This is a genomic window from Pauljensenia sp. 27098_8_83 (assembly GCF_041432695.1).
GTDB lineage: Bacteria > Actinomycetota > Actinomycetes > Actinomycetales > Actinomycetaceae > Pauljensenia.
The window spans coordinates 74,806-100,764 of sequence record NZ_JAPWAD010000005.1; the positions used below are offsets into that span (position 1 = coordinate 74,806).

At 65.2% G+C, this 25,959-nt stretch carries 20 protein-coding genes; 4 read left to right on the plus strand and 16 right to left on the minus strand.

The features are described 5' to 3' along the window. Positions 1 to 45 precede the first annotated feature (45 nt). Positions 46 to 1,086 (plus strand): type I pantothenate kinase, encoded by a 1,041-nt coding sequence (gene coaA / locus O3656_RS03405; protein WP_500062643.1) that lies wholly within the window; start codon positions 46 to 48, stop codon positions 1,084 to 1,086. Between the two features lie 82 nt (positions 1,087 to 1,168). Here the strand turns inward: coaA and O3656_RS03410 are convergent, their stop codons facing one another. The 5 genes from O3656_RS03410 to O3656_RS03430 form a co-directional block, all read right to left on the minus strand. Further along, the gene (locus tag O3656_RS03410; RefSeq protein ID WP_500062644.1) at positions 1,169 to 4,885 is read right to left on the minus strand and encodes a cadherin-like beta sandwich domain-containing protein; all 3,717 of its coding nucleotides are present in this window, start codon (positions 4,883 to 4,885) and stop codon (positions 1,169 to 1,171) included. A 159-nt stretch (positions 4,886 to 5,044) separates the two neighbouring features. Further along, complete coding sequence (locus O3656_RS03415) at positions 5,045 to 5,977, minus strand: carbohydrate ABC transporter permease (protein WP_500062645.1); 933 nt, start codon at positions 5,975 to 5,977, stop codon at positions 5,045 to 5,047. Continuing rightward, positions 5,974 to 6,885 carry a carbohydrate ABC transporter permease gene (locus O3656_RS03420; protein WP_285098260.1) on the minus strand — a complete coding sequence of 304 codons (912 nt, stop codon included), beginning with the start codon at positions 6,883 to 6,885 and terminating at the stop codon, positions 5,974 to 5,976. Before O3656_RS03420 ends, O3656_RS03415 begins: the two co-directional genes overlap by 4 nt. Before the next feature lie 106 nt (positions 6,886 to 6,991). Further along, on the minus strand, positions 6,992 to 8,404 hold the full coding sequence (locus tag O3656_RS03425) for an extracellular solute-binding protein (RefSeq protein WP_500062646.1): 1,413 nt from the start codon (positions 8,402 to 8,404) through the stop codon (positions 6,992 to 6,994). 163 nt (positions 8,405 to 8,567) lie between these two features. Further along, positions 8,568 to 11,390 carry a glycoside hydrolase family 2 TIM barrel-domain containing protein gene (locus O3656_RS03430; RefSeq protein WP_500062647.1) on the minus strand — a complete coding sequence of 941 codons (2,823 nt, stop codon included), beginning with the start codon at positions 11,388 to 11,390 and terminating at the stop codon, positions 8,568 to 8,570. Between the two features lie 111 nt (positions 11,391 to 11,501). Between O3656_RS03430 and O3656_RS03435 the strand changes: the two genes are divergently transcribed. Next, positions 11,502 to 12,584: a LacI family DNA-binding transcriptional regulator gene (locus O3656_RS03435; RefSeq protein ID WP_500062648.1), complete on the plus strand. Its 1,083-nt coding sequence runs from the start codon at positions 11,502 to 11,504 to the stop codon at positions 12,582 to 12,584. Positions 12,585 to 12,658: 74 nt separating this feature from the next. Next, entirely contained in the window at positions 12,659 to 13,687 is a 1,029-nt protein-coding gene (locus tag O3656_RS03440; RefSeq protein WP_500062649.1) for a hypothetical protein, read from the plus strand. Between the two features lie 115 nt (positions 13,688 to 13,802). Here the strand turns inward: O3656_RS03440 and O3656_RS03445 are convergent, their stop codons facing one another. Both O3656_RS03445 and O3656_RS03450 read right to left on the minus strand, forming a co-directional pair. Then, the gene (locus O3656_RS03445; protein ID WP_500062650.1) at positions 13,803 to 14,705 is read right to left on the minus strand and encodes a DUF4862 family protein; all 903 of its coding nucleotides are present in this window, start codon (positions 14,703 to 14,705) and stop codon (positions 13,803 to 13,805) included. Positions 14,706 to 14,710: 5 nt separating this feature from the next. Next, complete coding sequence (locus tag O3656_RS03450; protein ID WP_500062651.1) at positions 14,711 to 16,186, minus strand: MFS transporter; 1,476 nt, start codon at positions 16,184 to 16,186, stop codon at positions 14,711 to 14,713. A gap of 263 nt (positions 16,187 to 16,449) precedes the next feature. On the opposite strand from O3656_RS03450, the gene O3656_RS03455 reads away from it, so the two are divergent. Beyond that, positions 16,450 to 18,687 (plus strand): exo-alpha-sialidase, encoded by a 2,238-nt coding sequence (locus O3656_RS03455; RefSeq protein WP_500062652.1) that lies wholly within the window; start codon positions 16,450 to 16,452, stop codon positions 18,685 to 18,687. Between the two features lie 138 nt (positions 18,688 to 18,825). On the opposite strand, the gene glmM is transcribed toward O3656_RS03455, so the two are convergent. The 9 genes from glmM to rpsM form a co-directional block, all read right to left on the minus strand. Then, complete coding sequence (glmM, locus tag O3656_RS03460; RefSeq protein ID WP_500062653.1) at positions 18,826 to 20,178, minus strand: phosphoglucosamine mutase; 1,353 nt, start codon at positions 20,176 to 20,178, stop codon at positions 18,826 to 18,828. 181 nt (positions 20,179 to 20,359) lie between these two features. Then, positions 20,360 to 20,851, minus strand: a complete 492-nt coding sequence (rpsI, locus tag O3656_RS03465) for a 30S ribosomal protein S9 (protein WP_500062654.1) — start codon at positions 20,849 to 20,851, stop codon at positions 20,360 to 20,362. 38 nt (positions 20,852 to 20,889) lie between these two features. Then, positions 20,890 to 21,333, minus strand: coding sequence for a 50S ribosomal protein L13 (gene rplM / locus O3656_RS03470; protein ID WP_009057965.1), 444 nt, complete (start codon positions 21,331 to 21,333; stop codon positions 20,890 to 20,892). Between the two features lie 203 nt (positions 21,334 to 21,536). Then, entirely contained in the window at positions 21,537 to 22,445 is a 909-nt protein-coding gene (locus O3656_RS03475) for a tRNA pseudouridine synthase A (protein ID WP_500062655.1), read from the minus strand. Continuing rightward, entirely contained in the window at positions 22,442 to 23,191 is a 750-nt protein-coding gene (locus O3656_RS03480) for an ROK family protein (RefSeq protein ID WP_500062656.1), read from the minus strand. Before O3656_RS03480 ends, O3656_RS03475 begins: the two co-directional genes overlap by 4 nt. 83 nt (positions 23,192 to 23,274) lie before the next feature. Then, on the minus strand, positions 23,275 to 23,859 hold the full coding sequence (gene rplQ / locus O3656_RS03485; RefSeq protein WP_048676552.1) for a 50S ribosomal protein L17: 585 nt from the start codon (positions 23,857 to 23,859) through the stop codon (positions 23,275 to 23,277). Between the two features lie 43 nt (positions 23,860 to 23,902). After that, complete coding sequence (locus O3656_RS03490) at positions 23,903 to 24,898, minus strand: DNA-directed RNA polymerase subunit alpha (protein WP_016460316.1); 996 nt, start codon at positions 24,896 to 24,898, stop codon at positions 23,903 to 23,905. 124 nt (positions 24,899 to 25,022) lie between these two features. Next, positions 25,023 to 25,433 carry a 30S ribosomal protein S11 gene (rpsK, locus tag O3656_RS03495; RefSeq protein WP_009057967.1) on the minus strand — a complete coding sequence of 137 codons (411 nt, stop codon included), beginning with the start codon at positions 25,431 to 25,433 and terminating at the stop codon, positions 25,023 to 25,025. Between the two features lie 61 nt (positions 25,434 to 25,494). Beyond that, positions 25,495 to 25,869, minus strand: coding sequence for a 30S ribosomal protein S13 (gene rpsM, locus O3656_RS03500; protein WP_016460317.1), 375 nt, complete (start codon positions 25,867 to 25,869; stop codon positions 25,495 to 25,497). Between the last annotated feature and the right edge of the window lie 90 nt (positions 25,870 to 25,959).

Here is a 25,959-nt window from a genome sequence, read left to right on the forward strand (position 1 = left end):
TGTGTCGCTTCACGCCGCGAACTGAGTGCGCGCCAGCATCAGCTTGTGGGGCACAATGGGGTCGTGAGCACCACCGAGAGCCCCTCGACCGTCCCATCTCCGGCCTCGCCGAACGCCTCGTCCAACGAGCACACGCAGGCCTCTAGGCGCGGCGCACCCAACCCCTACGCGCGTTTTGATCGCAGCGAGTGGGACAGCCTCGCTGATCGCACTCCCCTGCCGCTCACCCAGGAGGACATCGACCGCATCGCGTCGCTGGGCGATCCCATCGACATGACCGAGGTCGACACGATTTACCGTCCCCTGAGCGCGCTGCTGCAGCTCTACATCGACGGTCGCCGCCGCACCGCCGCCGAGCGCCACGCGTTCCTCGGCGAATCCGAGGCCCACTCGACCCCCTTCGTCATCGGCATCGCCGGCTCGGTCGCCGTCGGCAAGTCGACGGTCGCGCGCCTGCTCCAGCTGCTGCTCTCGCGCTGGGATTCCACCCCGCGCGTGGACCTCGTGACGACCGACGGGTTCCTCTACCCGAACCGGATCCTGCAGGAACGCTCCCTCATCGCCCGCAAGGGCTTCCCCGAGTCCTACGACCGCACGGCCCTCATCTCGTTCCTGGCATCGGTCAAGGCGGGCAACCCGCACGCCCAGGCACCCGTGTACTCCCACGTCACCTACGACATCGTGCCCGACGCCTTCATCGACGTGGATCGACCCGACATCCTCATCGTCGAGGGCCTCAACGTGCTCCAGCCGCCGCGCTCGGCGCCCGGCTCCGTGTCGGTGGCCGTCTCGGACTATTTCGACTTCTCCATCTACGTCGACGCCGACGAGACGTTCATCGAGCGGTGGTACGTCGACCGCTTCCTCAAGCTTCGTGCGACCGCGTTCTCGCGCGAGGACTCCTACTTCAAGACCTACGCATCCCTCACCGACGACGAGGCCGTCTCCACCGCGCACGTCGTGTGGAACGCGATCAACCTGCCGAACCTGCGTGAAAACATTCGCCCCACCCGCGAGCGCGCGACCCTCATCTTCACGAAGGGCACCGACCACCGCGTCGAATCGCTGTCGATCCGCAAGGACTGACGCTGCTCCTTTCCTAGCCATACGCGAACGAGGCCGCAGCCGGATAACCCGGCCACGGCCTCGTCTCGCGGAGAGCTAACGGTTAGCCGATCCACGCGCCCGAGGGGGCGAAGTGGTACCAGGACCAACCGATGAGTTCCCAACCGGTGGCCATGGAGCCATTACCGCGCAGGTAGAACCAGGTCGGGCCCTCCTGATACCAGCCGGTGGTCATCGCGCCGTTGGCGCCCAGGTGGTACCAGGTTCCGCCGAGGAGCTGCCAGCCGGTGACCATGGATCCGGAGGGCGACAGGTAGTACCAGGCGCCGCCGTCCTTGACCCAGCCGGTGCGCATGACGCCGGAGGAGGACAGGTAGAACCAGGTTCCGCTGATCTGGGTCCAGCCGGTGGCCATCTGCCCGGTCGCGGGGTCGAGGTAGTACCAGGAGCCGCGGTCCTGAATCCAGCCGGACTGCTGGGCGCCGCTGGGGCCGTGGTAGTACCAGTGTCCGCCGTCGTAGACCCAGCCCATCTTCAGGTAGCCGCTCGCGTCGAAGCGGTAGGTGAAGCCGTCGATGACCAGGGTTTCGTTGGCGGCGTAGGTGCCGTCAGAGTAGCTGTACCACCAGCCGAAGTATCCGGACTTCCACTGGCCGCTGCGAGGCTGGGGCGTGGGATCCGGGGTCGGAGCCGGGGTGGGGTCCACGGTGGGCTGCGGTGCCGGGGTGGGATCCACGGAAGGCTGCGGGTCCGGGGTCGGCTGCGGGTCCGGGGTCGGCTGCGGGTCCGGCGTGGGTGCCGGGTTCTCGATCGTCACCCAGTACAGGAAGCGCGAGTCGCCGCCACCAACGGCGTGAAGCACAACCTGCGAGGTCTCACCATCGCCGAGCTCGACTTCCTGCGTCGTCTTGTCGGCAGGGTTGACGAGCATCAGGTGCGCGTTCGCGCTCGGCTTCTTGACGGTCAGGGTGATGTCCTGAGCGGTCTCGGCCAGCGAGCCGTTATCGGTGCGCGGGTCGAGGAGGTAGGACGGGTAGTGCGTCTGGCCGGTCAGGGCGTTGACGACCATGAAGCCCTTGGGGGCCGTCGTCGAGTCGCCGAAGATCTCAGCGGACTTAGCGCTATCCAGGCCCTTCAGCTGCTCGAAGTAGCCGACGACGACGTCGCCGGGCAGACCGTCGTTGACGGAACCGACGTTGGTCACCGACATGTCGACCAGGCCGACGGCCGCGTTGGCAGCCGTGGCCTCGTCGCCGGAGGCGAAGTCACCGTACTTGTAGCCACTCAGCGAGGGGGTGGTTCCGCGAGCCGCGTACTGGCCGGGCTTGTAGGCGACGAACGTGGAGTTCATGGCCTTCGTGTAGTTACCGATGTAGCTGACGTTGCCGAAGATGTTGGAGAACTCGTAGAACGAGCGCGTCGGCGCGCCATCGTGGTCGATGATCGAGGAGCGGTCGTAGCCGTTGTACTCCATGCGGAACAGGCCGAACCACTTCTGGCCGGTCGCCAGGCCCAGGGAGGGGACGATCGACTTTTCGGAGGCCGACACGTTCGCGTCCCAGTTGTAGTCCAGGTACTGGCCGTACAGGATCGGGGCGGAGCCGTCACCGGTGGTGCCCTTGAGGCCGTATTCGCGCTGCTTCTTCCAGGTGTTGGTGTTCAGCAGGTCCATGACGACCCTGCTCGGAGCCGGGCCACCGTTGGCGCCCCAGTAGTACTTGTCCCAGCTGAGCAGGTCGGGCTTGGCGTTTTCGACGTAGTAGCTCAGGTTCGCGTCGCGGTACCAGGAGGGGTCATCCCAGGAGTTGGCGTGAACGACGGCGCCGGGGATGTTCTGCTTGGACCAGGAGAACCAGTTCTTGAAGCACTCCGATTCGACGCGGTTGAAGCCGCCCTCATCGCCGTACTGGATGTCGACGAGCGTGGAGGCGTAGGGCTTCATGTATTCGTTCATGAAGTCGTGGGGATCACCCGCGTTGCACATGCTGTTCTTGCCGGTGGGGGCCTTGGCGAGGGCCCACGGCGCGCCCTTGCCCAGGGACTCCATCATGGGGGTGTTGAACATGGGCAGGTCGTAGAACATGGGGAAGGCGCCGCCCGTCAGGTCACGCTCGTTGGCGTTAAAACCACCGCGGCCGTAGCCCTCGGAGGGAACCCACGCGGGCATCATGACGCCGTACTGCAGCGCGAGGGCCTGGGCGCGGTTCACGCCCCACTTGCCCTCTCCGGGGTCAAAGCCGGAGTAGCGCTCGTACATGGAGTTGTCGACCGCCGGAGTCACCGGGGTCTGACCGGCGGGCAGGCCCCACACCTCGACGTCGTTGAAGGTGACGGCGGTGGCGATATTGCGCGGAGTCTGGGGCTCGGTCTCGTCGTTCATCCAGATGCGGATGTTCTTGGCGAGGTGGTAGGCGTTGAAGTCCCAGTACCACAGGCCGCGCGCGTCGCGCGTGAGCGAGCCGTGGGTGACAATAGTCTTCCACGGCCCGCCGTCGGCCTCCTGAACCGCGATGGCGACGGAGTTACCGCCGTGCCAGGACGGCGCGCCAGCGGGCAGGGTCGGAGTGCCCCATCCGTTCACGCGGTGCACGTAGCGGGCCTCGCCCAGGTGCAGCTCGATGCCAGTAACGCTGCTCGACCACTCGTTCGCGCGGACGAGCGGGTCAGAGGTCCACGTGGTGGCGGGGTTGAGGTCGGTGAGGGCCGCGTTGTCGGCCTCGGTGCCGCCGTTAGCTGTGGCGGTCACGGGGACCATGACATTGCCGCGGAAGTCGGTGTCCACCTTGGTGATGTTGACGACGTAGGTGGCCTCCTTGCCGTCTTTGGACACGGTCGCGGTGATGACGTTCAGGCCGGTGGCCAGATCGAGGTTGGACACGCGTCCGTCCGCGTCGGGGGTCGCGCCGTTGATGGTGACGGTGGCGCCGTCGACCGTGCGGATGCGGGCCGAGACGCTGGTGGCGTGGTAGTAGCCGGTGGCCGTGTAGGTGTGGGTGTCGGGGGCGAAGTCGACGGGCTTGCCGGGCTCGCCGTAGGGCAGCTGGTCGATGACGAAGTCAACGACGAGGTCGGACGCGCCGGATCCCTGCTCGGGGGCCTCGGGGTGGGGCACAACGGGACGGGTCGCGGTGTTGTTGCCGCTGTTGTCGTCGCTGCCGTAGGAGGTGATGGCGTTGCCCTCGGCGTCGCAGGGCAGGAGCTTGATGTCGGACAGCGCCATGTCCTTCTTGCCGGGGGCGAGGGAGCGCAGGCCCGTCAGGGCAAAGACACGCTTCGTGGTCGCCGGGAAGGTGACGTACTGTTCCTTATTGCCGAACTGCAGGTCGCTGCCATGCGCGACCTCGGTCCCGCCGTCCCAGGTGCCCGCGGCGACCTTGGTCTTCCAGTCGGCGAAGGAGGCTTCTGCAGCCGGGTTTCCGGGGTCCTCATCGAAGGCGAAGACGCGGTATTCACCCGGGAACTGGTCGTTGCCGAGCGTCGAATCGTAGGTGGGGCGCGGGGTCAGGCCGAGGCCGCAGACCTGCGTGCCGGGGGTGGGGTTCTGGACGGCGACGGCGTGAGGATATTCGTCGAGGCCGCCCTTCCACTTGGTGGTCCAGAAGGTCTTGGTCGCGTCGGTGCGGGCCGTGTCGTCGTCGACGAGGGCGGCGATGGTGCCGTTGGGGGCGCTTTCGCCGACCGTCTCTTCGGAGGTCGCCCACAGGACGGTTGGGTGATACGGGGTGTCGGTGGCGGCAACGGCCGCGGTCGGCGCGAGGCCAAGCATGGTGGCCGCAAGAATCGGGGCTGAGAGCGCACCGATGATGGGTCTAGTCCCCATGAGTTTAACTCCTTCGTCAGTATGGGGGTGATGGCAGGGATAGGCCGTTAGACGGCCAATAATAAACAATCCCTAACACGTGTTAGTTTTTTGTGAAAGAACCTCCTTTTAGGTAGAGAAGATCCCCGCGGGTGCGAGGGGCACCCGCGGGGATGAGGATCAGAACTTCAGGCCGCCGTCTTCGATGCCACGGAAGAAGAACTTCTGGCTGAAGGCGAAGACCAGGACGACGGGGATCATCGCCACGACGGCACCGGCCAGCACGAGCTGATACGTGACGCCCTGGGGCGAGTTCTGGATGGCCGTCAGCGTCAGCATCAGGGTCTGCTTATTCGGGTCGGGAAGCATGAGCAGCGGGAAGATGAAGTCGGACCAGGCCCCGATGAACGAGGTTAGGCCGACGACCGTCAGGGTGCCGCGAACCTGGGGCAGGAAGATCGACCAGAAGCGACGTAGTTCGCCCGCGCCATCAATGAGGGCCGCATCTTCAATCTCGTCGGGAATACCCATGAAGGCTGCGCGCATCATGAGAATCTGGAACGGACCGATCATGGCGACCATCCACACGCCGGGAAGCGTGTTGTACAGGTCCAGCTGCACCATCATCTTGAACAGCGAGAGCATGATCGACTCGAAGGGGAAGATCATGGCGGACAGGACCACGAAGTACATGATGTTGCGCCCGGTCCACCCGCGCCTCGACAGCATGTAGCCGCCGATGCACGACAGGACGACGTTCGAGGTGACCGTCAGGGTCGCGAGAATCGCGGAGTTTTTGATGGACAGGAGGATGTTCGTGCGCTCGAAGAGCACGTAGAAGGAGTCCAGTGACCAGTGCTGGGGCAGCATCGTCGCCCCTTGGCCGAAGACGGATTCGCCGGGAGCCTTGAATGCAGCCATGAGGGGCAGGACGAGGGGGCCGACCAGGATGAGGGCGACGACGACGAGGAGGACGTAGCGGGCAAACAGGGCCCCGCCACGCATCTGACGCGATGCCGTGTTGCGCCCCTGGCGTTCGAGGCGGCGCTCCTTGCGCCACTGCGCGAAGCGCTCGCCGAAGGAGGCGGGAGTGGTAGGCGTTGCGGTGCTCATGATTCTTCAGCCTTCCTCTGCAGGCTCTGCGAAGCGATGATGAAGCCGAAGGTGATGAGGAAGAGGCACACCGAGGCGGCGTCGCCCTGTCCCAGCGATCCGAAGGTCGGGTCCACGATTCGGTCTCGGATGTACATCGTGAGGGTTTTCGTGGGTGATGCGGAGCCGCCCAGCAGGTACACCTCGGTGAAGATCTTCAGGCATCCGATCGTCGTCAGGGTGGCGACGAGGAACATCATGACCTTGACGCCGGGGACCGTGACGGTGAAGAAGCGACGGATGGGTCCGGCGCCGTCAAGTTCGGCAGCCTCGTACAGGGACTTATCCACGTTCGCGAGGGCCGACAAGTACAGGATCATGTAGTAGGGCAGGCCCTGCCACAGGGTGATGATCATGGCGCAGAAGAGGATCAACCACTGATTCGACAGGAATGGAATCGGGTCGAGGCCCCACGACGCCAGCAGGTTATTGATGGGGCCGCGCTGGTCGAGAAGGTAGCGCCAGGCCAGGGAGATGACGACCAACGAGGAGATGGCCGGCAGGTAGTAGAGGGCGCGGAAGAAGCCAATGCCGGGCACGTGCGACTTGACGAGGAGGGCCAGCAGCAGCGGCAGGAGCACCATCAGCGGGACGACGCAGACCGCGTAGATGAGGGAGTTCGTCAGCGACTGCCAGAACTCAGGATCTGACAGTACCGCGGTGAAGTTGTCGAGACCAACGAAGCGACCGATGCGCCCCATCGGCTTGGTCTTCGTGAATGACACGTAGACGGTCGTGATGAAGGGGTAGATGTAGAAGGAGATGACCGCGAGGACCGGGAGGGTCACCCACAGCCAGGGAACCCAGCCCGGGCGGAATCGGGCGGCGCCATTGAGGGAGCGCACCTGCGCGCTCTTACGTGTCGGCATACCAAAATCCTTAATGAGGGGTGCGTGGGGTCGTGAGCCGACGGCCCGACGCTGGGCGAGGAATGCGTCGGGGGCCGAGGCCTGGCCTCGGCCCCCGAGCGGTCAATCAGTCTCCGAGAGCCTTGAGCTTCTCGTTCATCTGATCCTGGGCGGTCTTGAGGGCGGTCTTGGGATCGACCTCACCGCGGATGGCCTTGTTGACGTTCTCGATGAGGGCGTCCTTCACAGCGCCGGTCGCGTAGAAGACGTCGGTGTAGGCCTCGGCGTCCTTGGCGGCCTTAGCGGCCTCCTCGTAGGCGGCCTTGAAGACCGGGTCGTCGGCGATCTCCGGCGGGTTGGCAACGAGCTTGTCGAGGGCGTCGGTGGCAGCCGGGAAGATGATGGCGCCGCCGTCGTGCGTCCAGGCGTACTCGTTCTCAGCGTTGGTGATCCACTCGGCGAACTTCATGGCCAGCGGGGCGTTCTGCGTGGTGACGGAGACGCCGATGTACTGGCCTTCGAAGACGGGCTTGATGCCGGGGTTGGTCGGGAACGGGCCGACGCCGGTGTTCTGGTAGACCGTCTCGTTGTTCTTCTTGACGGACTTGAGGAACGAGGCGTTGGGCGTACCGAAGGCGAGGTTGCCGTCGGTGTAGGCCTTGCCCGGGTCGGGCTCGCCGGTCAGGGAGTCCTTCGGGATGGCGCCGGAGGCGTAGAGCTCGGAGAGCTTGGTGACGTAGTTGATCGCAGCCTCGTTGTCGGCGAAGTCGAAGGCGGTCTTGTCGGCGTTGAGCAGGTTGACGCCCATGCCGTGCAGCTGAGCGATCATGTACCACTCGGGCGAGCCATAGATGCCGTAGTCACCCTGCCCGTCGGCACCGACCTTGGCGGCATCCTCGAACAGCTCATCCATGGTCTTGGGCGGCATGTTCTCATCGAGACCAGCGCGCTTGAAGACCTCCTTGTTGTAGGTGGTGATGTAGGGGCCGAAGTACCAGGGCAGAGCCGTGTGGTGGTCGTTCGCACCGAGGGCGGTGGAGTCCCAAATGGACTTCACGAACTTGTCGCCGATGCCGGGGGCCTTGACGTCGTAGTCCATGAGGAGGTTGGACTTGGACAGGGCGAGGATGGTGGAGGAGGGAACGTTGATGACGTCCGCCATCTTGCAGTTCGAGGCCTGAGCGGTGACGGTCTGGTCGAACTCGGCGCCGCCGCCCTGGTCGGTCCAGTTGATCGTCACGCCGGGGTTGGCGTCCTCGAATTCCTTGATCTTGGCCTTGAAGAAGTCGCCGAAGTCGTTCTGCAGACCCTGGGTCTGGAAGGTGATCTGGCCTTCGACCTTCGAGGTGTCGATCTTTGAGTCGTCAAGGTTGCCCGCGGGGATGTCGCACGCGACGTCGGGCTCAGGGATGGAACCGGCAGCGGTCGAACCGCCGCTCGAGGTGGTGGAGCCAGAGCCGCCGTCATTGCAGGCGGCCAGGCCGAGGGTGCTGAACATGGCGAGGGCGACGACGCCGGCAGCCATCTTCTTCTTCAACATGCGAAACCTCCGTTGGTCCGTTTTTGTTGGTCGATCGATGGGATCGAGTCACTAACTATCTCGTGTTAGTTGATGTCTGAATCATAGCGGCCTGTGACGCTTCGTGCATCATTTGCCAACAGCTTTGCGCATCGTTATCAAGCCGCAACATAACAGTGCTGGCTCAATCACCCCCAACCTGGGCAATCACGAATGTCATGTCAGTGCGGCGCATAGTGCCAGCACACTCGGGCCGAGAGTCGGGCCCGCATGACCGGGTACCAATACCGTCCTGGAAGGCATCGAGCCACAGGAACAGACGCTCACTGTCAGGCAGATCCTCCCAGTGCGCAGCCTGCGCCAGCTCGCGCTCGCTCCACGGCGACACGCTCCAACCGAGGGGCGAGGCGGGGAGGATGAGGAGCTCCCCAGCCTCGCCTCGCAGGGACAGCGCCTCCAGGTCGAGCCGCTGACCGCCTTCCTGCGGACGCACGCAGACGTCCCACAGGTCCGAGGCCTCGGCTCGCCCATACCCGCGAGCGCCGGGGACCCGCATGTCGGAGTAGCCGATGAGCGTGTCCCCCAGCCACGATGCCTCCCACGAGGACCCGCCCAGCTCGATGCGCACACCCAGTCGCGGCACCCGATCGGGCCACACGCCGTCGGGAACGACGCTCACAGACAGCGACAGGGCGGGGATGTCACCGACTCGCACCGACCGGTATTCCCAGGTGAGGGTCGCGCCGAATTGCGCGGCGGGAGGCGACCAACGCTCGACGACGCGCTGACAGCTCTCATCGCCCTCGACCGAGACGAGGCGGCGGCGCAGCAGGTGCAGGCGCGCGGCCGCCCAGCGCATGGCATGCGACGTGCCGTGCTCGCCGCGTCCGACACCCAGGGGGCCAAGGTCATCCGCGCTGATTCCCCAGTAGTCGACGGGGCCTCGGCCCCGGTCATTGTCGGTGGGGGCACGGAAGACGCTGAGTTCGACGGACACCGGGAGGCCGCCAACCCTCACGAGCCGCCCGCGCGAGTCGAGCTCGTAGGGACGGTCGGCCGCGCTGAGGGGACGGATGGACTCAACCGGCGCCGAGACGAGGGAACGCAGGCGCTCGTCGTCGCGACCGCTACCGGCATCCTTGAGGGCTTGAGCGAGGGCTGGCGCGTCGGGCGCCATGGCCGCAACCCACGCCCACGTGCCCGCGTAGGGGCGAGACAGCGCATCAACGAGGCCGTCGCACACGAAGTTGCCGTCGTGCACTTCCTCGCCGAAGTCGCCGCCGTAGGACAGGGCGCGGCGCCCATCCGGGAGGGCGCGCCACAGGGCATGATCGCGCCATTCCCACACGAAGCCGCCGGCGTGGCGCGGGTGGCTCATCTGCACGGCGTATCCGGCGGCGTTTCCGGGGCCGGTTCCCATCGCGTGCAGGTACTCACACATGAGGTAGGGGGCGCGGCGGATACGTTCGCGGGCTGCGTCGTCAACATGGGCGGCGACGTGGGTGGGAACCGCGACTTCGGCATGGAGATCGCTGTCGTCGAGGACGGCCGCGACCTCCTCGAGCGTGGGGTACATGCGCGAATAGATGTCCGTGTATTCGAGGCCATGGTCGCCCTCGTAGTGAACGATGGCTCTGTTTCCCGTGCGCTCGTGGACCCAACGCGCGCAGGCGGCCAGGTTTGCGCCGGTTCCCGACTCGTTGCCCAGGCTCCAGATCATGATCGAGGGGTGGTTCTTGTCGCGCTCGAATGCGCGCGCGGTGCGATCCAGGTAGGCGTCGGCCCAACGCGGGTCGTCGGAGGGGTTGTCGATCCACTCCCCCGTTCCCTCGAACCCATGCGTTTCAATGTCGCCTTCAAGCATGACCCACAGTCCGATCTCGTCGGCCAGGTCGAGCACGCGGGGGTGCGGCGGGTAGTGGGAGGTGCGAATCGCGTTGACGCCCATGGATTTCATGAGAGCGAGGTCCTCGCGCACCCAACCCTCGTCGAAGACGCGTCCCTCGTCGGCACGCACCTCGTGACGGTTGACGCCGTTGAGCGTGAGGGGCTGCCCGTTCGCCATCAGGACGCCGTTCTCGATGCTCACTCGGCGGAATCCAATGCGCAGGGAGCGCGTGCCATTGACGAGGCCGTCCTCGCCTTCGACGCGCACGCGAGCATCGTAGAGGGCGGGGTCGGCGGCACTCCACGGGCGCACGCTGCCGACCTCGATACGGTCGCTGCGGTAGCGCCCCTCGCCCACTCGCTCGAGGAAGTATGCGAAGGACCAGAGGCCGTCGATCTCCAGGTGACCGCGGAGGCGGGGCTCATCGGTACCACGCACCCGAGCCTCGATGGTCGCGTAGCCGACCCCGGCCTCGTAGTCGGTGTCGATCCACAGATCCTCGATCGCCCCGGATGCGAGGTGACGCAGGCTCACCGAGCGGAAGATGCCGGGCAGCCACCACTGATCCTGATCCTCGAGGTAGGAACCCGGGCTGAACTGGTGGACGCGCACGGTGACCCGGTTAACGCCGGGGCACACGGCCTCGGTCACGTCGAATTCGTGGGCCAGACGGGAGCCGCGGGCCATGCCAATCCACGTGCCGTTGACCCACACGCTGGCCTGACTCTCGACGCCGTCGAAGCGCAGGGCGATGACACCACCCTCCCAGTCTGCCGGAAGCTCGAAGGTACGACTGTAGTCGCCAACCGGGTTATCCTCGGGCGGGAAGGGCGGATCGACGGGGAATGGGAAGTCGACGTTGGTGTAGGCGGGGTGACCCCAGGCGCCTTCGCCGCGCAGGACCCAGTGACTGGGCACGTCGATCGTGTCCGCGTCGTCGCCGACAGTTGGTTCATCCCAGGGTTCTTCAACGCTGACCCAGGGGGTCGGATCGGTGCGGTGATGGACGAAGGACCAGGTACCGTCGAGGCTGACAACGCCGGGATCATCGACCAGATGCGCGCGCGGCGGCAGGAGCGCTCCCGCGTCGGGAGCATAGGAAGGTAGTATCGATATCACGTCTGTGTGCCTTTCGGATGTCATCGTCGAAACTCCGATCGTCAGAGATAAGACTAACACGTTATAGTTGTTGTGTTTCAACGAAACGCAACCGAGCATTGGGAGCCATGCATGGAGCGCGCAACTCGGGCCGACGTCGCCCGCGCGGCAGGCGTTGCACCGTCAACCGTCTCGCTCGTCCTCAACGGACGAGGCCGGGACGTGAAGATCGCACCCGCCACGATCGAGCGCGTCAAGCAGGCCGCACGCGCACTCAACTACATCCCCAACGCGGCCGCCCGCTCGCTGCGCCGCGGCAAGTCACACCTCATCGCCCTCCTCATGGCCGAGCTGCCGGATGACCCGTTCGTGCCCGTCGTCCACACGGTCCTCACGACCGCGATGATCGACATCCAACGCCGCGGCTACCTCCTCCTTCCCCTCTTCCAGTCCGGCGACGGTGCCTCCGACGCCGAGGTCATCCGCGGCGTCCTGGGCGACACCCAGCTCGCCGGGATCATCCGCGAGACCACGTCGGCCGAGGCCTTCACCTCGCGCCTGCTCGCGAACCTCGGCATTCCCGTCGTCGCCATGTCCATGATCGAGGCCGACCCGACCGGATCGGAATCGTCTCTCATTCGCATCGACGAGGGTGCCGGCGTGCAGGAGGTGTTGTCCGACTGCGCGCTCATCGACCCATCGACCGGGTCGGGCAGCGGTCGCGCCGTCTTCCTGGCGGGGCCGAACACTAACCACGCGCGCCAGAACCCGATCGCGAGCGCATTTTCCACGCACTTCACCCTCTATTCGCTGCCGGACTGGGAGGCATCGACGGCGTACCAGGCCGCCCTGCGCCTCCTCGACGAGGATCCGTCTATCTCCCTCATCGCCCTGGCCGACGACTCGCAGGCCCCCGGCGTCTTCCAGGCGGCCGCGGATCTCGATCTGTCGGTGCCCGGCGACCTGTCGATCCTCGGTTTCGGCAACCAGGACCGCCACAGCGCCGAGGCGCTCGGGCTGACGACGGTCGAATGGCCACTCAAGGACATGACCGAGGCCGCCGTCGCCTCGATCATCAACGTCATCGAGGGCTGCTCCCCCATGGCCGACGTTCACCCCAACGCCTCTCTCGAGGACGAGGCCCCCAACGAAACCCCCATCGCAACAATCCCGACGCGCCCTGTGTGGCGCTCATCGGTCGCCAGGCGCGGCTAAAGAGCGTATCGTGGCACGGTATGCGCTCTGCGCGCAAAGCTGAGCCAATCACCCACAACAATGACACTAGCGCTATGTACCCCTCAAACTTCATGTTTCCAATGAGCACGTCAAACCTCATGTATCCAATGGGCACGATGTTTCCAGGGTACGTCGACTCCGCTCTCATTCCCCTCCTCGTACGCCAGCTGAAGAAAAAGGGACTCCACGTCGACGTGGTAATCGACCGCAACAACGCGCTGATGTATCTAGTCGTCAACAACGTATTGACTTGCAACCTGGTAGCGATTTTCTACGACCTGCTCAACGCGCCTCCAATTTCTCACAGGGGCATCCTCAACAATTGGGCCGATCGGATCTTCGATCAGATTCGCGTGGAGGCCGCAGAACTCTCCATCCCCGACGTGCTGCGTCGGCGCGTACGCACCGAGCTCGTCCCCACTTGCACAGTCCAACACCCCGACTTCTCCTATGCGCGTCCTTTCCCCGGTGGACTCTCAATGATCCTGAGTATCGTCCATGCAGCCGGCACAACCAGGTGCACCACCGAGGGACTCCGTTTTCGCCCTCTCGGCGTCGATGAGCTTTTCCACTACGGACAGTTGAACACTGACGCCATCACGATCACCATCACACAGAAATCCGGCCCGACAACATGCTTGTCCGGTCCGTCGCCTTTCATCGCAGCCAAAGCAGCAAACATGCCTGCGGTGATCAAGCAGCACGCGATCGAAGCACCACACGGCCTCTTCGCAATTATCCCACAGCAGCATCTTCTCTTTGTTGCACCCGCAACCCCCAACGACCTCTATGGTCAGCTGCAAACACTGGTAGATTTCGCCCGATTCGCGATCATCGACGCACAGCGGAACAACCCGCGTCACGCCGTTAGCCGCGATATTTTCTACTTCTCCCCAGAGGGCGCCTGTGAGACCGTGACTTGCTCGAACGACCCCGCCGTTCAGGAGCTGCTGAGCAACCCTCAGATCAGCCCAGCCAACTACCACTTCAGCGCGCAGAAATACCTGTCTTTGCCCCCCGCTTTCGAGCAGCGGTTTTCTCGCGCTGGCCACGCCTCACCTGCAGAACAGAACGCGCAATAACACGAGGAAGGGGCGGATGCCGGTTGGTATCCGCCCCTTCCTCACGTGTGGGTCTCGTGCCGGGCGCTTCCCGCACGCTCACAAAATGCGGGAGGGACGCCCGGCGGCAACGCCGTTAGTCGCCGAGGCCGCAGGCCCGGTAGATGTTGGTCAGCATCTCCAGACGCTTCTCAAGGGACGCGTCCTTGGGCACGCACACCTTGGCACCGAGGTAGTTGGCACCGCCCTCGATGGCAGCCTTGGCGCAGCGAGCGATCTCGGCCTCGTTCATGAGCGAGGTCGCCTCGTCCGCCTGCGCGGGCAGGTGACCGTCGATCCAGGAGTAGCCGTACTGGGTTTCCTCCGGACCTGCACCCGAGAAGATGATGCCGTCCAGGACGCCGCGCTTACCGGCCTCGAGCACGTGCTCGTAGGCGGTATCCGCGCTGCGGCCTTCCACGGCGCAGCGGCCCCAGTTGAGGTGGATGCCGATGCCGGCCTCGGAGACGACGTCGATCTCGGATTCGAGGGAGAGGAAGCCCTTTTCGGGGTTCTGCTCGGGGATGTACTTGTCGCAGTGCTCGATGACGAGCGTGGCCCCGCACCAGTCCCATGTGGCCACCTCGGCGAGCGAACGCTTGAAGGCGTCCGCCTGCGCCAGGCGCGTCGGCGCCGAATGCAGCTGCACGCGGGCGACCAGCTGCCGTCCCGCGCGATCGCACAGGGCGGCGAGGTCGTCGCGCAGCGCGCGGGTGAAGTCGAGCGCGGCGGCGCGTCCGGCCTCGTCGGGCGAGGCCAGGCCGAAGTTCTCGTTCTTCCACACGTTCTGCATTGTGCCGGGGATCGCGGTGATCGTGTTGAAGTCCCAGTGGGAGGCCAGGTGGCTGGCCAGGACCTCGCCCTGGGTGGCGAGCTGGCCCGGGTAGGGCATCTCGACGCCGCTGACCCACGGCTGGTCCGCGAGGAGACGGTAGTAGTCAGCCTCCAGCTCCGGCGCCGGATGCGACGCATACGCGCCGATAACGAAAGGAAGTGTCATGGTGATCATCCCTCTTTGATGATGTCGTCGTTTCCATCTTCAGGACGAACATACTCCGGCCCCACGGCCTTCTGCAGCAGACGCGGGATATTCGCACCGATGGACACCATGACGATCGCGGCGAACCCGAAGGACAGGATCGCCAGGGCCATACCCAGACCCAGCTGATCGGCAATCGCAGCGCCGAGGACGGGGCCGACCGCACCACCGAGGGCACCGACGTTGTAGCAGAAGCCGAGGCCAGCAGCGCGCTTGTCGACCGGGAAGTAGGAGGACACCCACTTGGGCAGCAGGCCCGAGACGCCCTGGCCGAACATCTGCTGGAAGAAGAGCAGACCCGCCACGAGGGCGACGTACTTGCCGTCCTGCATGAACAGCGGGAAGACAATGACCTGCGAGAGCAGCAGCGAGATCGCGTACCAGCGACGCATACCAAACTTGTCGCCCGCAAAGCCGGCGATGATGTAGCCCGCTGCGTTGCCGAGGCCCGCGAAGGACACGACGTTCGCAACGACCTTCTGGTCCATACCAACACCGTGCAGGTAGGTCGGCAGAAGGCCCTGGATCGGCCAGGTGTACATGAAGGACGCGAAGATCGTCAGCATGATCGCGATGCCAATGATCCAGCGATTGGAGTCGAACTGGATGATCAGGTAGATGAAGACAACCGCGCAGACGAGGCCGACCAGGCTCACCGCAACAATGCCGCCCACCTGCTGAGTGAAGATGAGAAGCAGGCCGATAAATGCGATCACAACGACGATGTAGTTGAGGACCTTGCGCTGCCCGCCGAAGAGGACGGCGAGCATGTCATTCTTCTCATCGCCACCCTTCTCCTTGGCCTCGCTCCAGTCCGCGGCCTCGGGCAGGGTGCGCCGCATGTAGATGGCGACGACGATCGGGACGATGCCGGTGAGGAACAGGGCTCGCCAGCCCCAGCCGGGGTGCATCGAATCGACCCAGGTCACGAAGTACTTGTCGACCTGAGCGGCGGCAATAACGCCGAAGGCGTAGCCGGAGAGAAGGAAGCCCGAAGCCTTGTTGCGCATGTGCTTGGGCCACGACTCGATGACGTACGCGGCGGATGCGGAGTACTCGCCTGCCATTGCGAAGCCAATGATGAGGCGCAGGACGAACAGGATCCAGAAGTTCGGAGCGAGCGCACAGGCGATCGACCCGAAAGCGAACATGAAGATCGACAGGATCATCGCCGGCTTGCGCCCGTAGCGGTCACCGATTGCGCCGAGCACGAGGCCACCGATCCAGCGGCTGATGAAGGCCGCCGAAATCAGGGATGCGCTCTGGACGAGCGTCAGGCTGAATGCTTCCTTGATCGCGGGGAGTGCAAAGGAGATGAGGACGAAGTCGTAGCCATCAAGCAGGACGCCGATCCATGCGGCGAAGAAGGCCTTGCGATCTTCTTTGGTGAGGTATTGATACCAGGGCTTTTTCGGAAGCGCCTGTGTGGGGGACATACTCATGATGAGTGCCTTCCTGAAATTTCATCGTCGAATAACGAGGGGCTTTGAGTCCAGATGTCTAACTAGCAAGTTGTCAGACAACTTGCGATTATGTTAGCTCTCTCTCACTCTAGAGTCAAGGGGAAATTTTGGCTCAATCTGTATATTGCCAACGAAATGTCGTAGTGATAATCTGTCTGACAACTTCACTATTGTGACTGAACACACCCTCCGCTTTGTAATGATGCGAGGCGGAATGAGCAACTAACAGAAAGGTGTCAAACATGAGTATTGACGCAGGTCACCCGGGAATTTCCTGGACCTTACAGTTCCGCGCACGCATCGACGGAGCACTAATCGCCCTCCACGGCACGGATGACACGGGGTGGAAGCTGTTCATCCGCTCCAGCGCCCTCTTCCTCGAAGGCTCAACAAAAGCGATGACCTTCGCCCTGGACATGGAGGACACTGCCTCCGTCACGGACGGCACCTGGCATTCGCTCGCTCTCACTGCGACCGCTGCGGGTTCAAAGATCTTCCTCGACGGCTACCAGTGCTTCTCAACCTGCGCTGACCTTTCTCCCGCCGGTAGCGGCCCCGACGCGCAGCTCTCCCTCACCCCGGGAGCCGGCATTGAGATCCGTTCTTTCGCAGAGCACGACTCCGTCCTCTCCGCGGAAGAGATCCTTGCCCTCTCCCCCGCCCCCACCCCTCTCATTGAGTTCGCCGCCGCCCACCTGTCGGATTACGACGTCGCCGAGCTGTCCGAGCTGACCGCCGGCACGATCTTCGCCCGCTATCGAGTGCGCGGCCCCGGCCAGCACGGAACTATCCTCGCAGCCGGAGGTGCGGGCACTGAACAGCTCAACCTGTCGGTGACCGCAGACGGCATCGAGTACAAGGTTCTGGGACGCAGGGGCGAGTGGCGCACGTTTACGGCCCACGGCCACTGGGATCAGGGACACTGGCACGACGTCGTCGTACGCGTCGGACACGGCGCGGTACAGATCTACGTCGACGGCTACCTCGAGGCCCACCTGCCCGGGCAGGCGTTCTTCGCTGCCGTCGATTCCCTCGACGAGGTCGTGATCGGCCAGGACACCTCCGGATCCCGACTCTTCGGCGAGGTCCGCAACGCCGCCCTCTTCTCCTCGGTTCTCAACGACTCGCAGATCAAGAAGCTCTCGTCCGTCGCCCCACTCGACACGCAGTGCCTCTTCGATGCCGGGTTTCACGACTCCATCAGCTACCGCATTCCCTCGCTGATCACTCTGAAGTCCGGGGTCGTTGTCGCCGGTGCCGACCAGCGTGAGACCATCGCGAACGACTCCCCCAACTCGATCAACTTCACGGTCCGCCGCTCCTTCGACGGAGGACACACCTGGGGCGACCTCCAGACGGTACTCTCCTACCCCGGTCACGGGGCGAAGGGCGCGTCGGTCATCGATTCCTGCGTCGTCCAGGACCGCCGCAACGGGCGCCTGGTCGTCCTCATCGATCACTTCCCCGGAGGGATCGGTCAGCCCAACGCCGAGGCCGGCCTCGGCGTCGACGAGAAGGGACGCTACATCCTGCATGACAGCCAGGGGGCCACCTACACCTGGAACGAGGACGGCAGTGTCACGGACGCCGACGGCAACACCACCCCCTTCAGAATCTCCGAGCGCGGCGACGTTACCGTCACCGAGGATGGACAGGAATCACCCGGTGGCAACGTGTTCCTCGCTGATGGGGAAGACCCCCACCAGACGCTGCTCACGGCCCGCACCTGCTTCCTGCAGATGATCTACTCCGACGACGACGGCGAGACCTGGTCCGGTCCCGTCAACCTCAACCAGGACGTGAAGGAAGAGTGGATGTCCTTCTGCGGCACCTCCCCGGGCACGGGCGTGCAGCTGCGCAGCGGACGCCTCGTCATCCCGATCTACTACAACGGGGACCACAAGCGCCACTTCTCCGCTTCCGTCGTCTACTCCGACGATGGCGGTGCCACGTGGAAGCGCGGCAAGTCCCCCAACGACGGGCGCATCTTCGAGGGCCGCGAGATCGATTCGCGCACGCTCGACACCGAAGCAGCCGCGACGCACGAGGCCACGCTCATCGAGCGCGCCGACGGTTCCCTGCTCATGCTCATGCGCAACCAGCACCCGAGCGGCAAGGTTGCCACAACCGTCAGCACCGACGGAGGCGAGACCTGGAGCGACGTCTCCTTCGCGCAAGAGATCACCGAGATCTTCTGCCAGCCCAACGCTGTGCCGTGGCCGAAGGAGGATTGCCCCGAGCGCGTCGTCTTCGCGAACGCCTCGCAGATGCGCCCCTACCGCGGTCGTGGTGTCCTTCGCCTCTCCGAAGACGGAGGTCGCACGTGGATCGCGTCGCGCACCTTCAACCCGGCGCACTACGTCTACCAGTGCATGACGATCCTGCCTGACGGGACCCTCGGCCTCCTGTGGGAGCGTGAGATGCAGGGCCTGTACTTCACCCGCATCCCGCTTGAGTGGATCGAGGCCGCGAAGATCTGACGATTGGTCCCACGCTGACACGAGGCCGCCTGCCGCACTCTCCACGCAGGAGAGCGCCAGGCGGCCTCGTCTATCAGCAACACACACGCGAGGGCGGGCACCCACCGGTGCCCGCCCTCAGCTATGACCGGAGTGCGCTCAGAGAGCCAGGTTCTCCTTAACGATGTCTGCCAGCGACGCAGCGACGGCGTCGGCCTCGTCCTGGGTCGCGGCCTCGACCATGACGCGCACGAGCGGCTCGGTACCCGAGGGACGCAGGAGCACGCGACCGGTGTCGCCCAGGCGAGCCTCAGCGGCCGCCACGGCCTCGGCGACGGCCTCATTCGTCGACGCGGCCGCGCGGTCCACGCCGCCCACGTTGATGAGGGTCTGCGGCAGGCGCTGGATGAAGGAGGTCAGATCAGCCAGGGAGCGGCCGGATTCCTTCACCATGCGCGAGACCAGGAGCGAGGACAGAATGCCGTCGCCGGTGGTCGCGTGATCGCGGGCGATGATGTGGCCGGACTGCTCGCCGCCGAGGCAGTAGCCGGACGCCAGCATCTCCTCGAGCACGTAGCGGTCGCCCACGCCGGTCTGCACGGTGTTGATGCCAGCCTCGCGCATGGCGATCAGCAGGCCCAGGTTGCTCATGACGGTGACGACGAGCGTGTCCTTGGCGAGGGCCCCGCGCGCCTTGGCGTTGACGGCCAGCGCACCCATGATCTTGTCGCCGTCAATGAGGTTGCCCTCGTGGTCGACGGCCAGGCAGCGGTCCGCATCGCCGTCGTAAGCGACGCCGAAATCGCAGCCGGACTGGGTGACGGCGGCCTGCAGGGCCTCGGGGTGCGTCGAGCCCGCGTTCAGGTTGATGTTGCGCCCATCCGGGGACGCGTTGATGACGGTGATGTCGGCCCCGAGCTCACGGAAGACCGCCGGGCCGAGCTCGGAGGCCGCGCCGTTCGCGCAGTCGATCGCGATCTTCATGCCGCGCAGGTCGGTGCCGATAGCATCGATAAGATGCGCGATGTAGGAATCCTTGGCCCAGGCATGATCGGCGTTGATCTCGCCGACGCCGTCACCGGTGGGGCGATCCCACTCGGTGTCCAGGAGGGCCTCGATCTCATCCTCGACGCAATCCGCGAGCTTGTAGCCGCCGTGCGCGAAGAACTTAATGCCGTTATCGGGCATCGGGTTATGCGACGCGGAAATCATGACGCCGAGGTCCACGGTGTCCTCGGTAGCGGTCAAATGCGCGACCGTCGGCGTGGTGACGACGCCGATACGGGTCACGTCCATGCCGGCGCTGGCCAGGCCCGCCGCGAGGGCGTGATCAAGGAACTCGCCCGAAATACGCGTATCGCGTCCGATGATCGCGCGAGGCTTCGAACCGTCCGCGCGTCGGGATCCGCCGAACTGGCGGGCGGCCGCCTCGCCGAGCTGCAGCGCAAGGTCCGCAGTGATATCAACGTTCGCCAGTCCTCGCACGCCATCCGTGCCGAACATCCTGGGCATAGTCTCTCCGTTCAGTGGGTCGTATGACTGCACTAAGCCTACCGCGCTCGCGCCCGCTCATTGGCACGAGGCCGGGGCACGGACAGCGGCGACGCTCACATCCTGGCACACACGCGTCGGTAAACGAAGGTCGCGCCCCGCAGGAGCGGGGCGCGACCAACAGAAAATGTGCTGAATGAAATCAGCGCTTCGAGAACTGCGAAGCCTTGCGGGCCTTCTTGAGGCCTGCCTTCTTACGCTCGGTGGCGCGGGCGTCGCGGGTCAGGAAGCCAGCCTTCTTGAGGGCCGGACGGTTCGCGTCGCGGTCGATCTCGTTGAGGGCGCGCGACACGCCGAGGCGCAGGGCACCGGCCTGGCCGGAAATGCCGCCGCCGTTGATGCGGGCGATAACGTCGAAGCGGCCGTCAATGTCGAGCAGCACGAAGGGGGACTTCACCAGCTGCTGGTGCAGCTTGTTGGGGAAGTAGTCCTCAAGGGCGCGACCGTTGATGGTCCACTTGCCGGAGCCGGGGACCAGGCGAACGCGGGCGACGGCCTCCTTGCGGCGGCCCAGGCCCGCGCCGGGCGCGGTGATGGACTGACCGGCGCCGGCGGGAGCCGACTCGGTCTCGGACGTGTAGGAGCTGGGGACGACTTCCTCGTCCAGCTCAGCGGAAACGATGGTCTCAGCCACGGTTCTCCTCAGGGTCAAAGGCGTTCAGCGACCGGAGGTCACTGAGCCACCTGGGTCAGTTCGTAGGGAACCGGCGACTGGCCGGCGTGGGGGTGCTCCGGGCCAGCGTAAACGTGCAGCTTCTTGAACTGCGCGCGGCCGAGGGAGTTGTGAGGAAGCATGCCCTTAACGGCCTTCTCGACGGCGCGCTCGGGCGCCGCAGCGAGGAGGTCACGGTAAGCGGTCGCGGTCAGGCCGCCGGGACGACCGGAGTGACGGTAGGCCATCTTCTGGTCGAGCTTCTTGCCGGTCAGAGCGACCTTGTCCGCGTTGATGATGATGACGTTGTCGCCCATGTCCATGTGAGGGGCGAACGTCGGCTTGTGCTTCCCACGGAGGAGGGCAGCGGTCTGGGCTGCCAGACGACCGAGGACGACGTCGGTGGCGTCAATGACGTACCACTTCTTGTCCGCGTCCCCGGGCTTGGGTGAATAGGTGCGCACGGGCGTAACCTTCAATTCTTGTTGGTCATGGGACGCCGCGCCGGTTTTTCCGGGGGCATCCGCGATGAAACGGTTCGCGCGAGGCGTCGGCGAGCGCTCCTAGCGAGTGGGAGACACTAGGTACTCTGCTGACGCACAGCACTAGCCATATTATCGGGGTGCGGCCCGGCGGTCAAAGCGCGGCGAATACTGTGTCACATTCCTCAGCCGTCGTCGCCGCAGCAGCTATCTCGCCTGGCCCGGGCCTGCTGCGCCCTCGCACCCCACTGGGACGGGTCGGGGTAGTCGACGCCCTCGAGGGTGAGCCCGTGGGCGGGGGCGATCGGTGCGGCTCCAGCGCGCGAGCGGGCGCTCAGTATCTGTGCCGGGTAGTCCGTATCGCGCGCGCCCGAGCCCACCAGGAGCAGCGCCCCGACCAGCGAGCGGACCATCGAATGACAAAACGCGTCCGCCTCGACGGAGAAGACGAGAGTCCCTTCGCTGTCGCGCTGCGCGTGCAACGTCCGCAGCGTCCGAATCGTCGTGGCCCCCTCGCGCGGGCGACAGAACCCGAGAAAGTCGTGCTCCCCGAGCAGGGAGGCCCCGGCCTCGTTCATGGCTGCCTCGTCGAGCGGGTCTTCCACCCACAGGCGGTCCCATCGGCCCAGCGGCCAGGGACGATCCGAGACCCGGTAGGCGTAGGAGCGGCCGAGGGCGGAAAAGCGCGCGTCGAAGCTGGGGTCAACGACGGCGGCCGAGTAGATGCGCACATCGCAGGTCCCGCGCGCGGCGGGCAGGTCGCGTCCACGCGCGCGCTCACCGTAGCGCCCGGAGAGGATCTTGTTCAGCCTGCGCACGATCGACGAGGCCGTGGCCTCCTGGGAGGACTCCCCTCCCCTGGGCGTCAGCCGCGCCCAGGCCTCGTCGCTCAGGTCGACATGACAGACCTGGTGGCGCGCATGCACCCCGGCGTCGGTGCGCCCAGCGACGGTCGTCGTCACTTCCTCGCGCGAGGCCATCGCGAGGGCCGCTTCGACCTCACCCTGGACGGTGCGCAGGCCGGGCTGGGCGGCCCAGCCTCGAAAATCTGTGCCGTCATAGCCCAGCTCCAGGCGCAGGCGACGCGTGCTCACAGCTCCCACGCCCGCACGCCGCCGATAATCCCCGCATCGTTGGGCACGACGATCACGTCGTCGCCCATGAGACGCAGGTTCGAGGCCGTGATGCGCTTCGAGTTACCGCCCCCCAGGTAGAGGCGGTCCCACATGTACATCGGGCGTAGGCCGTCCACCACGCGGCGGATGCGACGCGACCAGTGCACGTCGCCGAGGCGCAGGCGCTCATGCTCGCCAATGTAGTCGTCGTAGGTGAGGCCCCAGCGAACCGGCCCCTGCGAGACCTCGACGTGGGGTGCCAGCTGGCCGCCGTCAAAGACCGCGTTACCCAGGCCAGTCCCCAGGGTGATGATCATTTCGAGGCCGCGGCCGGTGATCGCACCCGCGCCCGCAACCTCCGCGTCGTTCAGGACCTTCGTGGGCAGGCCGAGCGCCTGCTCAATCGCGTGCCCCATGTCGAAGTGATCCCAGCTTTCCACCAGCTCAGGCAGCACGCGCGAACGGGGCCCGTCGCGGGTGATGTAGTGAGGCGTAGCAATGACGACACCGTGCCGAATCATGCCCGGCATGCCCATCGTCACGCGCGTCGCCGCGGGAAGCTCGCGGGCGAGGCCGACAACGGTCTCCACGAGGAGTTCCGGAGGCAGCGGGTACGGAGTAGGCACCCGGCGAGGCGGGGCCATCATCGTCCCACGCTCATCAACGACAGATCCCTTGATGCCACCGCCGCCGCAGTCAATCGCCAACGTCATCTCACGAGTCATGACATCAGGCTACCGGATACGGCAAGGGCCGGACACCCCGGAGGGTGCCCGGCCCAATGCTCGAGCGAATCAGTGACCTTGCGTCACTTCTCCTCAGCGGCCTGCTCGGCGGCGTCTTCAGCCTTGCCGGCCTCCTCGGCGATCTCCTCGGCCTCGTTGGCCTTGGCGAGATCGCCTTCCTCGCGAGCCTCTTCGGCGCGCTCGGCTGCAGCCTCAGCGGCTTCCTCGGCCTCGGCAGCAACGGCCTTGGCCTCGGCGGCCTTCTCAGCCGTCTTCTCGGCAGCCTTCACGACGGCCTTCTTCTCGACCTTCTCCATGACGAGCTCGATGCGCATCAGGGGAGCGTTGTCGCCCTTGCGGTTGCCGACGCGGATGAGGCGGGTGTAGCCGCCAGCGCGCTCGGAATCCATCGCGGGAACGAGCTCCTCGAAGAGGATCGCGACGATGCCCTTGTTGGGGATCTTCTTCAGGACCGTGCGGCGGGCGTGCTGGTCGCCACGCTTGGCCTTAGTGATCAGCTTCTCGATGTAGGGGCGCAGGGCCTTGGCCTTCGCCTCCGTGGTCGTGAGGCCGCGGTGTTCGATGAGCTGAGCTGCCAGGTTCGACAGGATCAGCTTCTGGTGTGCCGGGCTACCGCCCAGACGAGCACCCTTCTTGGGGGTGGGCATTTGTTTCTCCTACGGATTCAATGCGTCCATCGGACGCACGGGGTCAGATGGACTGGTCGTCCGAAAAGATCGCGGCGGACTCCGAGTCGCCGAAGCTCGGCATGACCGAGTCCTTCAGCGTCATACCAAGGGCCGCCAGGGACTCCTTGATCTCTTCGATCGACTTGGTGCCGAAGTTGCGGATGTCGAGCAGATCGGCCTCCGAGTGAGCAACCAGCTCGCCGACGGTCAGAATGCCGCGGCGACGCAGCGCGTTGTAGGAACGCGACTGCAGGTTCAGGTTCTCGATCGGGAGCGCCAGATCGGCGGCGAGGGTGGCGTCGGTGGTGGACGGACCCACCTCGATGCCTTCCGCTTCCTCGTTCAGTTCACGCATGAGGCCGAACAGCTCCACCAGCGTCTTGCCGGCCGAGGCCAGGGCATCGCGCGGGGTGATCGCCGGCTTGGTCTCCACGTCGATGACGAGGCGATCAAAGTCGGTGCGCTGCTCGACACGCGTCGCCTCGACCTTGTAGGTCACCTTGACGACGGGCGAGTAGATCGAATCAATCGGAATGCGAGAGATTTCGGCCTGCGGATCCTTGTTCTGAGCGGCCGACACGTAGCCGCGGCCACGCTCGACGGTCAGCTCGATCTCCAGCTTGCCCTTCTCGTTGAGGGTGGCAAGGTGCAGATCGGGGTTGTGGATCTCCACGCCGGCGGGAGGCGTGATGTCTCCGGCGACAACCTCGCCGGGGCCAGCCTTCCGCAGGTACATGACGACAGGCTCGTCGTTCTCGCTGGACAGGACGATCTGCTTGATGTTCAGGATGATCTCAGCGACATCTTCCTTCACACCTTCGATCGTGCGGAACTCGTGGGGGACGCCATCGATACGGATGGACGTCACCGCTGCACCCGGGATCGAGGACAGGAGGGTACGACGCAGGGAGTTACCCAGCGTGTAGCCGAACCCGGGCTCGAGGGGCTCCAGGGTGAAACGGGAGCGCAGGTCGCTGACCTTTTCTTCGGTCAGGATGGGTCGCTCTGCAATGAGCACGTCTATTCCTTTCTGGCCGGTGCCCGCTATATGACACCGGATATGGGAACCTGCTGAAGCAGGCTAAGGGAGTAAGAACCCGAAGGTTCAGACGTGGGGAGGGCAGGGCCCTCCCGTCCGCAAGTCAGCCGCGGCGGCGCTTCGGCGGGCGGGTGCCGTTGAAGGCCTGAGGCGTGACGTCCTGGATCGAACCGATCTCGAGGCCGGCGGCCTGGAGGGAACGGATCGCGGTCTCGCGGCCGGAGCCGGGACCCTTCACGAAAACGTCAACCTTCTTCATGCCGTGCTCCTGGGCGCGACGAGCCGCAGCCTCGGCCGCGAGCTGCGCGGCGAAGGGGGTGGACTTACGCGAACCCTTGAAGCCAACCTGGCCGGAGGACGCCCAGGCGACAACCGCGCCCGTGGGGTCCGTGAGGGAAACGATGGTGTTGTTGAACGTCGACTTGATGTAGGCGTGGCCGTTGGTGACGTTCTTCGAAATCTTGCGACGCGGCTTGCGGGCACCGCCCGTGCGCGAGGTCTTTGCTGCTGCCATTTCTGGTTCAGTTCCTTCTTGTCGCGGAAAGCTACCCCGAGGGGCTGGGCTTCCCTAGGCCTTACTTGGCCTTCTTCTTGCCTGCAACGGTGCGCTTGGGGCCCTTGCGGGTACGCGCGTTGGTCTTGGTGCGCTGACCGTGGACCGGCAGGCCACGACGGTGGCGAAGGCCCTGGTACGAACCGATTTCGATCTTGCGACGAATGTCGGCCTGAACCTCACGGCGGAGGTCACCCTCAACCTTGAAGTTTGCCTCAATGTAGTCACGAAGCTTGACGAGATCCTCTTCCGTCGCGTCCTTCACGCGGACGTCCGGGCTGACGCCGGTGGCGGCGAGGGTCTCTGCCGCGCGGGTGCGGCCGACTCCGTAGATGTATGTGAGCGCGATCTCGAGCCGCTTCTCGCGGGGGAGGTCGACGCCGGCAATACGTGCCATGGTGATGTTGCTCCAGTTGTTCATCGGAGGTCGTCATCGCTCAGTCCGGGCGAGCAGCCCGGCCTCGGCCTCCGAACCGAGGGTCACCCA

What these genes read in the sequence shown, in the direction of transcription:
- O3656_RS03415 (WP_500062645.1), bottom strand. Translation starts at nt 5,977, where the DNA reads ATGAGCACCGCAACGCCTACCACTCCCGCCTCCTTCGGCGAGCGCTTC.
- O3656_RS03480 (WP_500062656.1), bottom strand. Translation starts at nt 23,191, where the DNA reads ATGACTCGTGAGATGACGTTGGCGATTGACTGCGGCGGCGGTGGCATC.
- O3656_RS03440 (WP_500062649.1), top strand. Translation starts at nt 12,659, where the DNA reads ATGTACCCCTCAAACTTCATGTTTCCAATGAGCACGTCAAACCTCATG.
- glmM (WP_500062653.1), bottom strand. Translation starts at nt 20,178, where the DNA reads ATGCCCAGGATGTTCGGCACGGATGGCGTGCGAGGACTGGCGAACGTT.
- rplQ (WP_048676552.1), bottom strand. Translation starts at nt 23,859, where the DNA reads ATGCCCACCCCCAAGAAGGGTGCTCGTCTGGGCGGTAGCCCGGCACAC.
- O3656_RS03420 (WP_285098260.1), bottom strand. Translation starts at nt 6,885, where the DNA reads ATGCCGACACGTAAGAGCGCGCAGGTGCGCTCCCTCAATGGCGCCGCC.
- O3656_RS03445 (WP_500062650.1), bottom strand. Translation starts at nt 14,705, where the DNA reads ATGACACTTCCTTTCGTTATCGGCGCGTATGCGTCGCATCCGGCGCCG.
- O3656_RS03455 (WP_500062652.1), top strand. Translation starts at nt 16,450, where the DNA reads ATGAGTATTGACGCAGGTCACCCGGGAATTTCCTGGACCTTACAGTTC.
- rpsK (WP_009057967.1), bottom strand. Translation starts at nt 25,433, where the DNA reads ATGGCAGCAGCAAAGACCTCGCGCACGGGCGGTGCCCGCAAGCCGCGT.
- O3656_RS03410 (WP_500062644.1), bottom strand. Translation starts at nt 4,885, where the DNA reads ATGGGGACTAGACCCATCATCGGTGCGCTCTCAGCCCCGATTCTTGCG.
- O3656_RS03425 (WP_500062646.1), bottom strand. Translation starts at nt 8,404, where the DNA reads ATGTTGAAGAAGAAGATGGCTGCCGGCGTCGTCGCCCTCGCCATGTTC.
- O3656_RS03450 (WP_500062651.1), bottom strand. Translation starts at nt 16,186, where the DNA reads ATGAGTATGTCCCCCACACAGGCGCTTCCGAAAAAGCCCTGGTATCAA.
- O3656_RS03435 (WP_500062648.1), top strand. Translation starts at nt 11,502, where the DNA reads ATGGAGCGCGCAACTCGGGCCGACGTCGCCCGCGCGGCAGGCGTTGCA.
- rpsM (WP_016460317.1), bottom strand. Translation starts at nt 25,869, where the DNA reads ATGGCACGTATTGCCGGCGTCGACCTCCCCCGCGAGAAGCGGCTCGAG.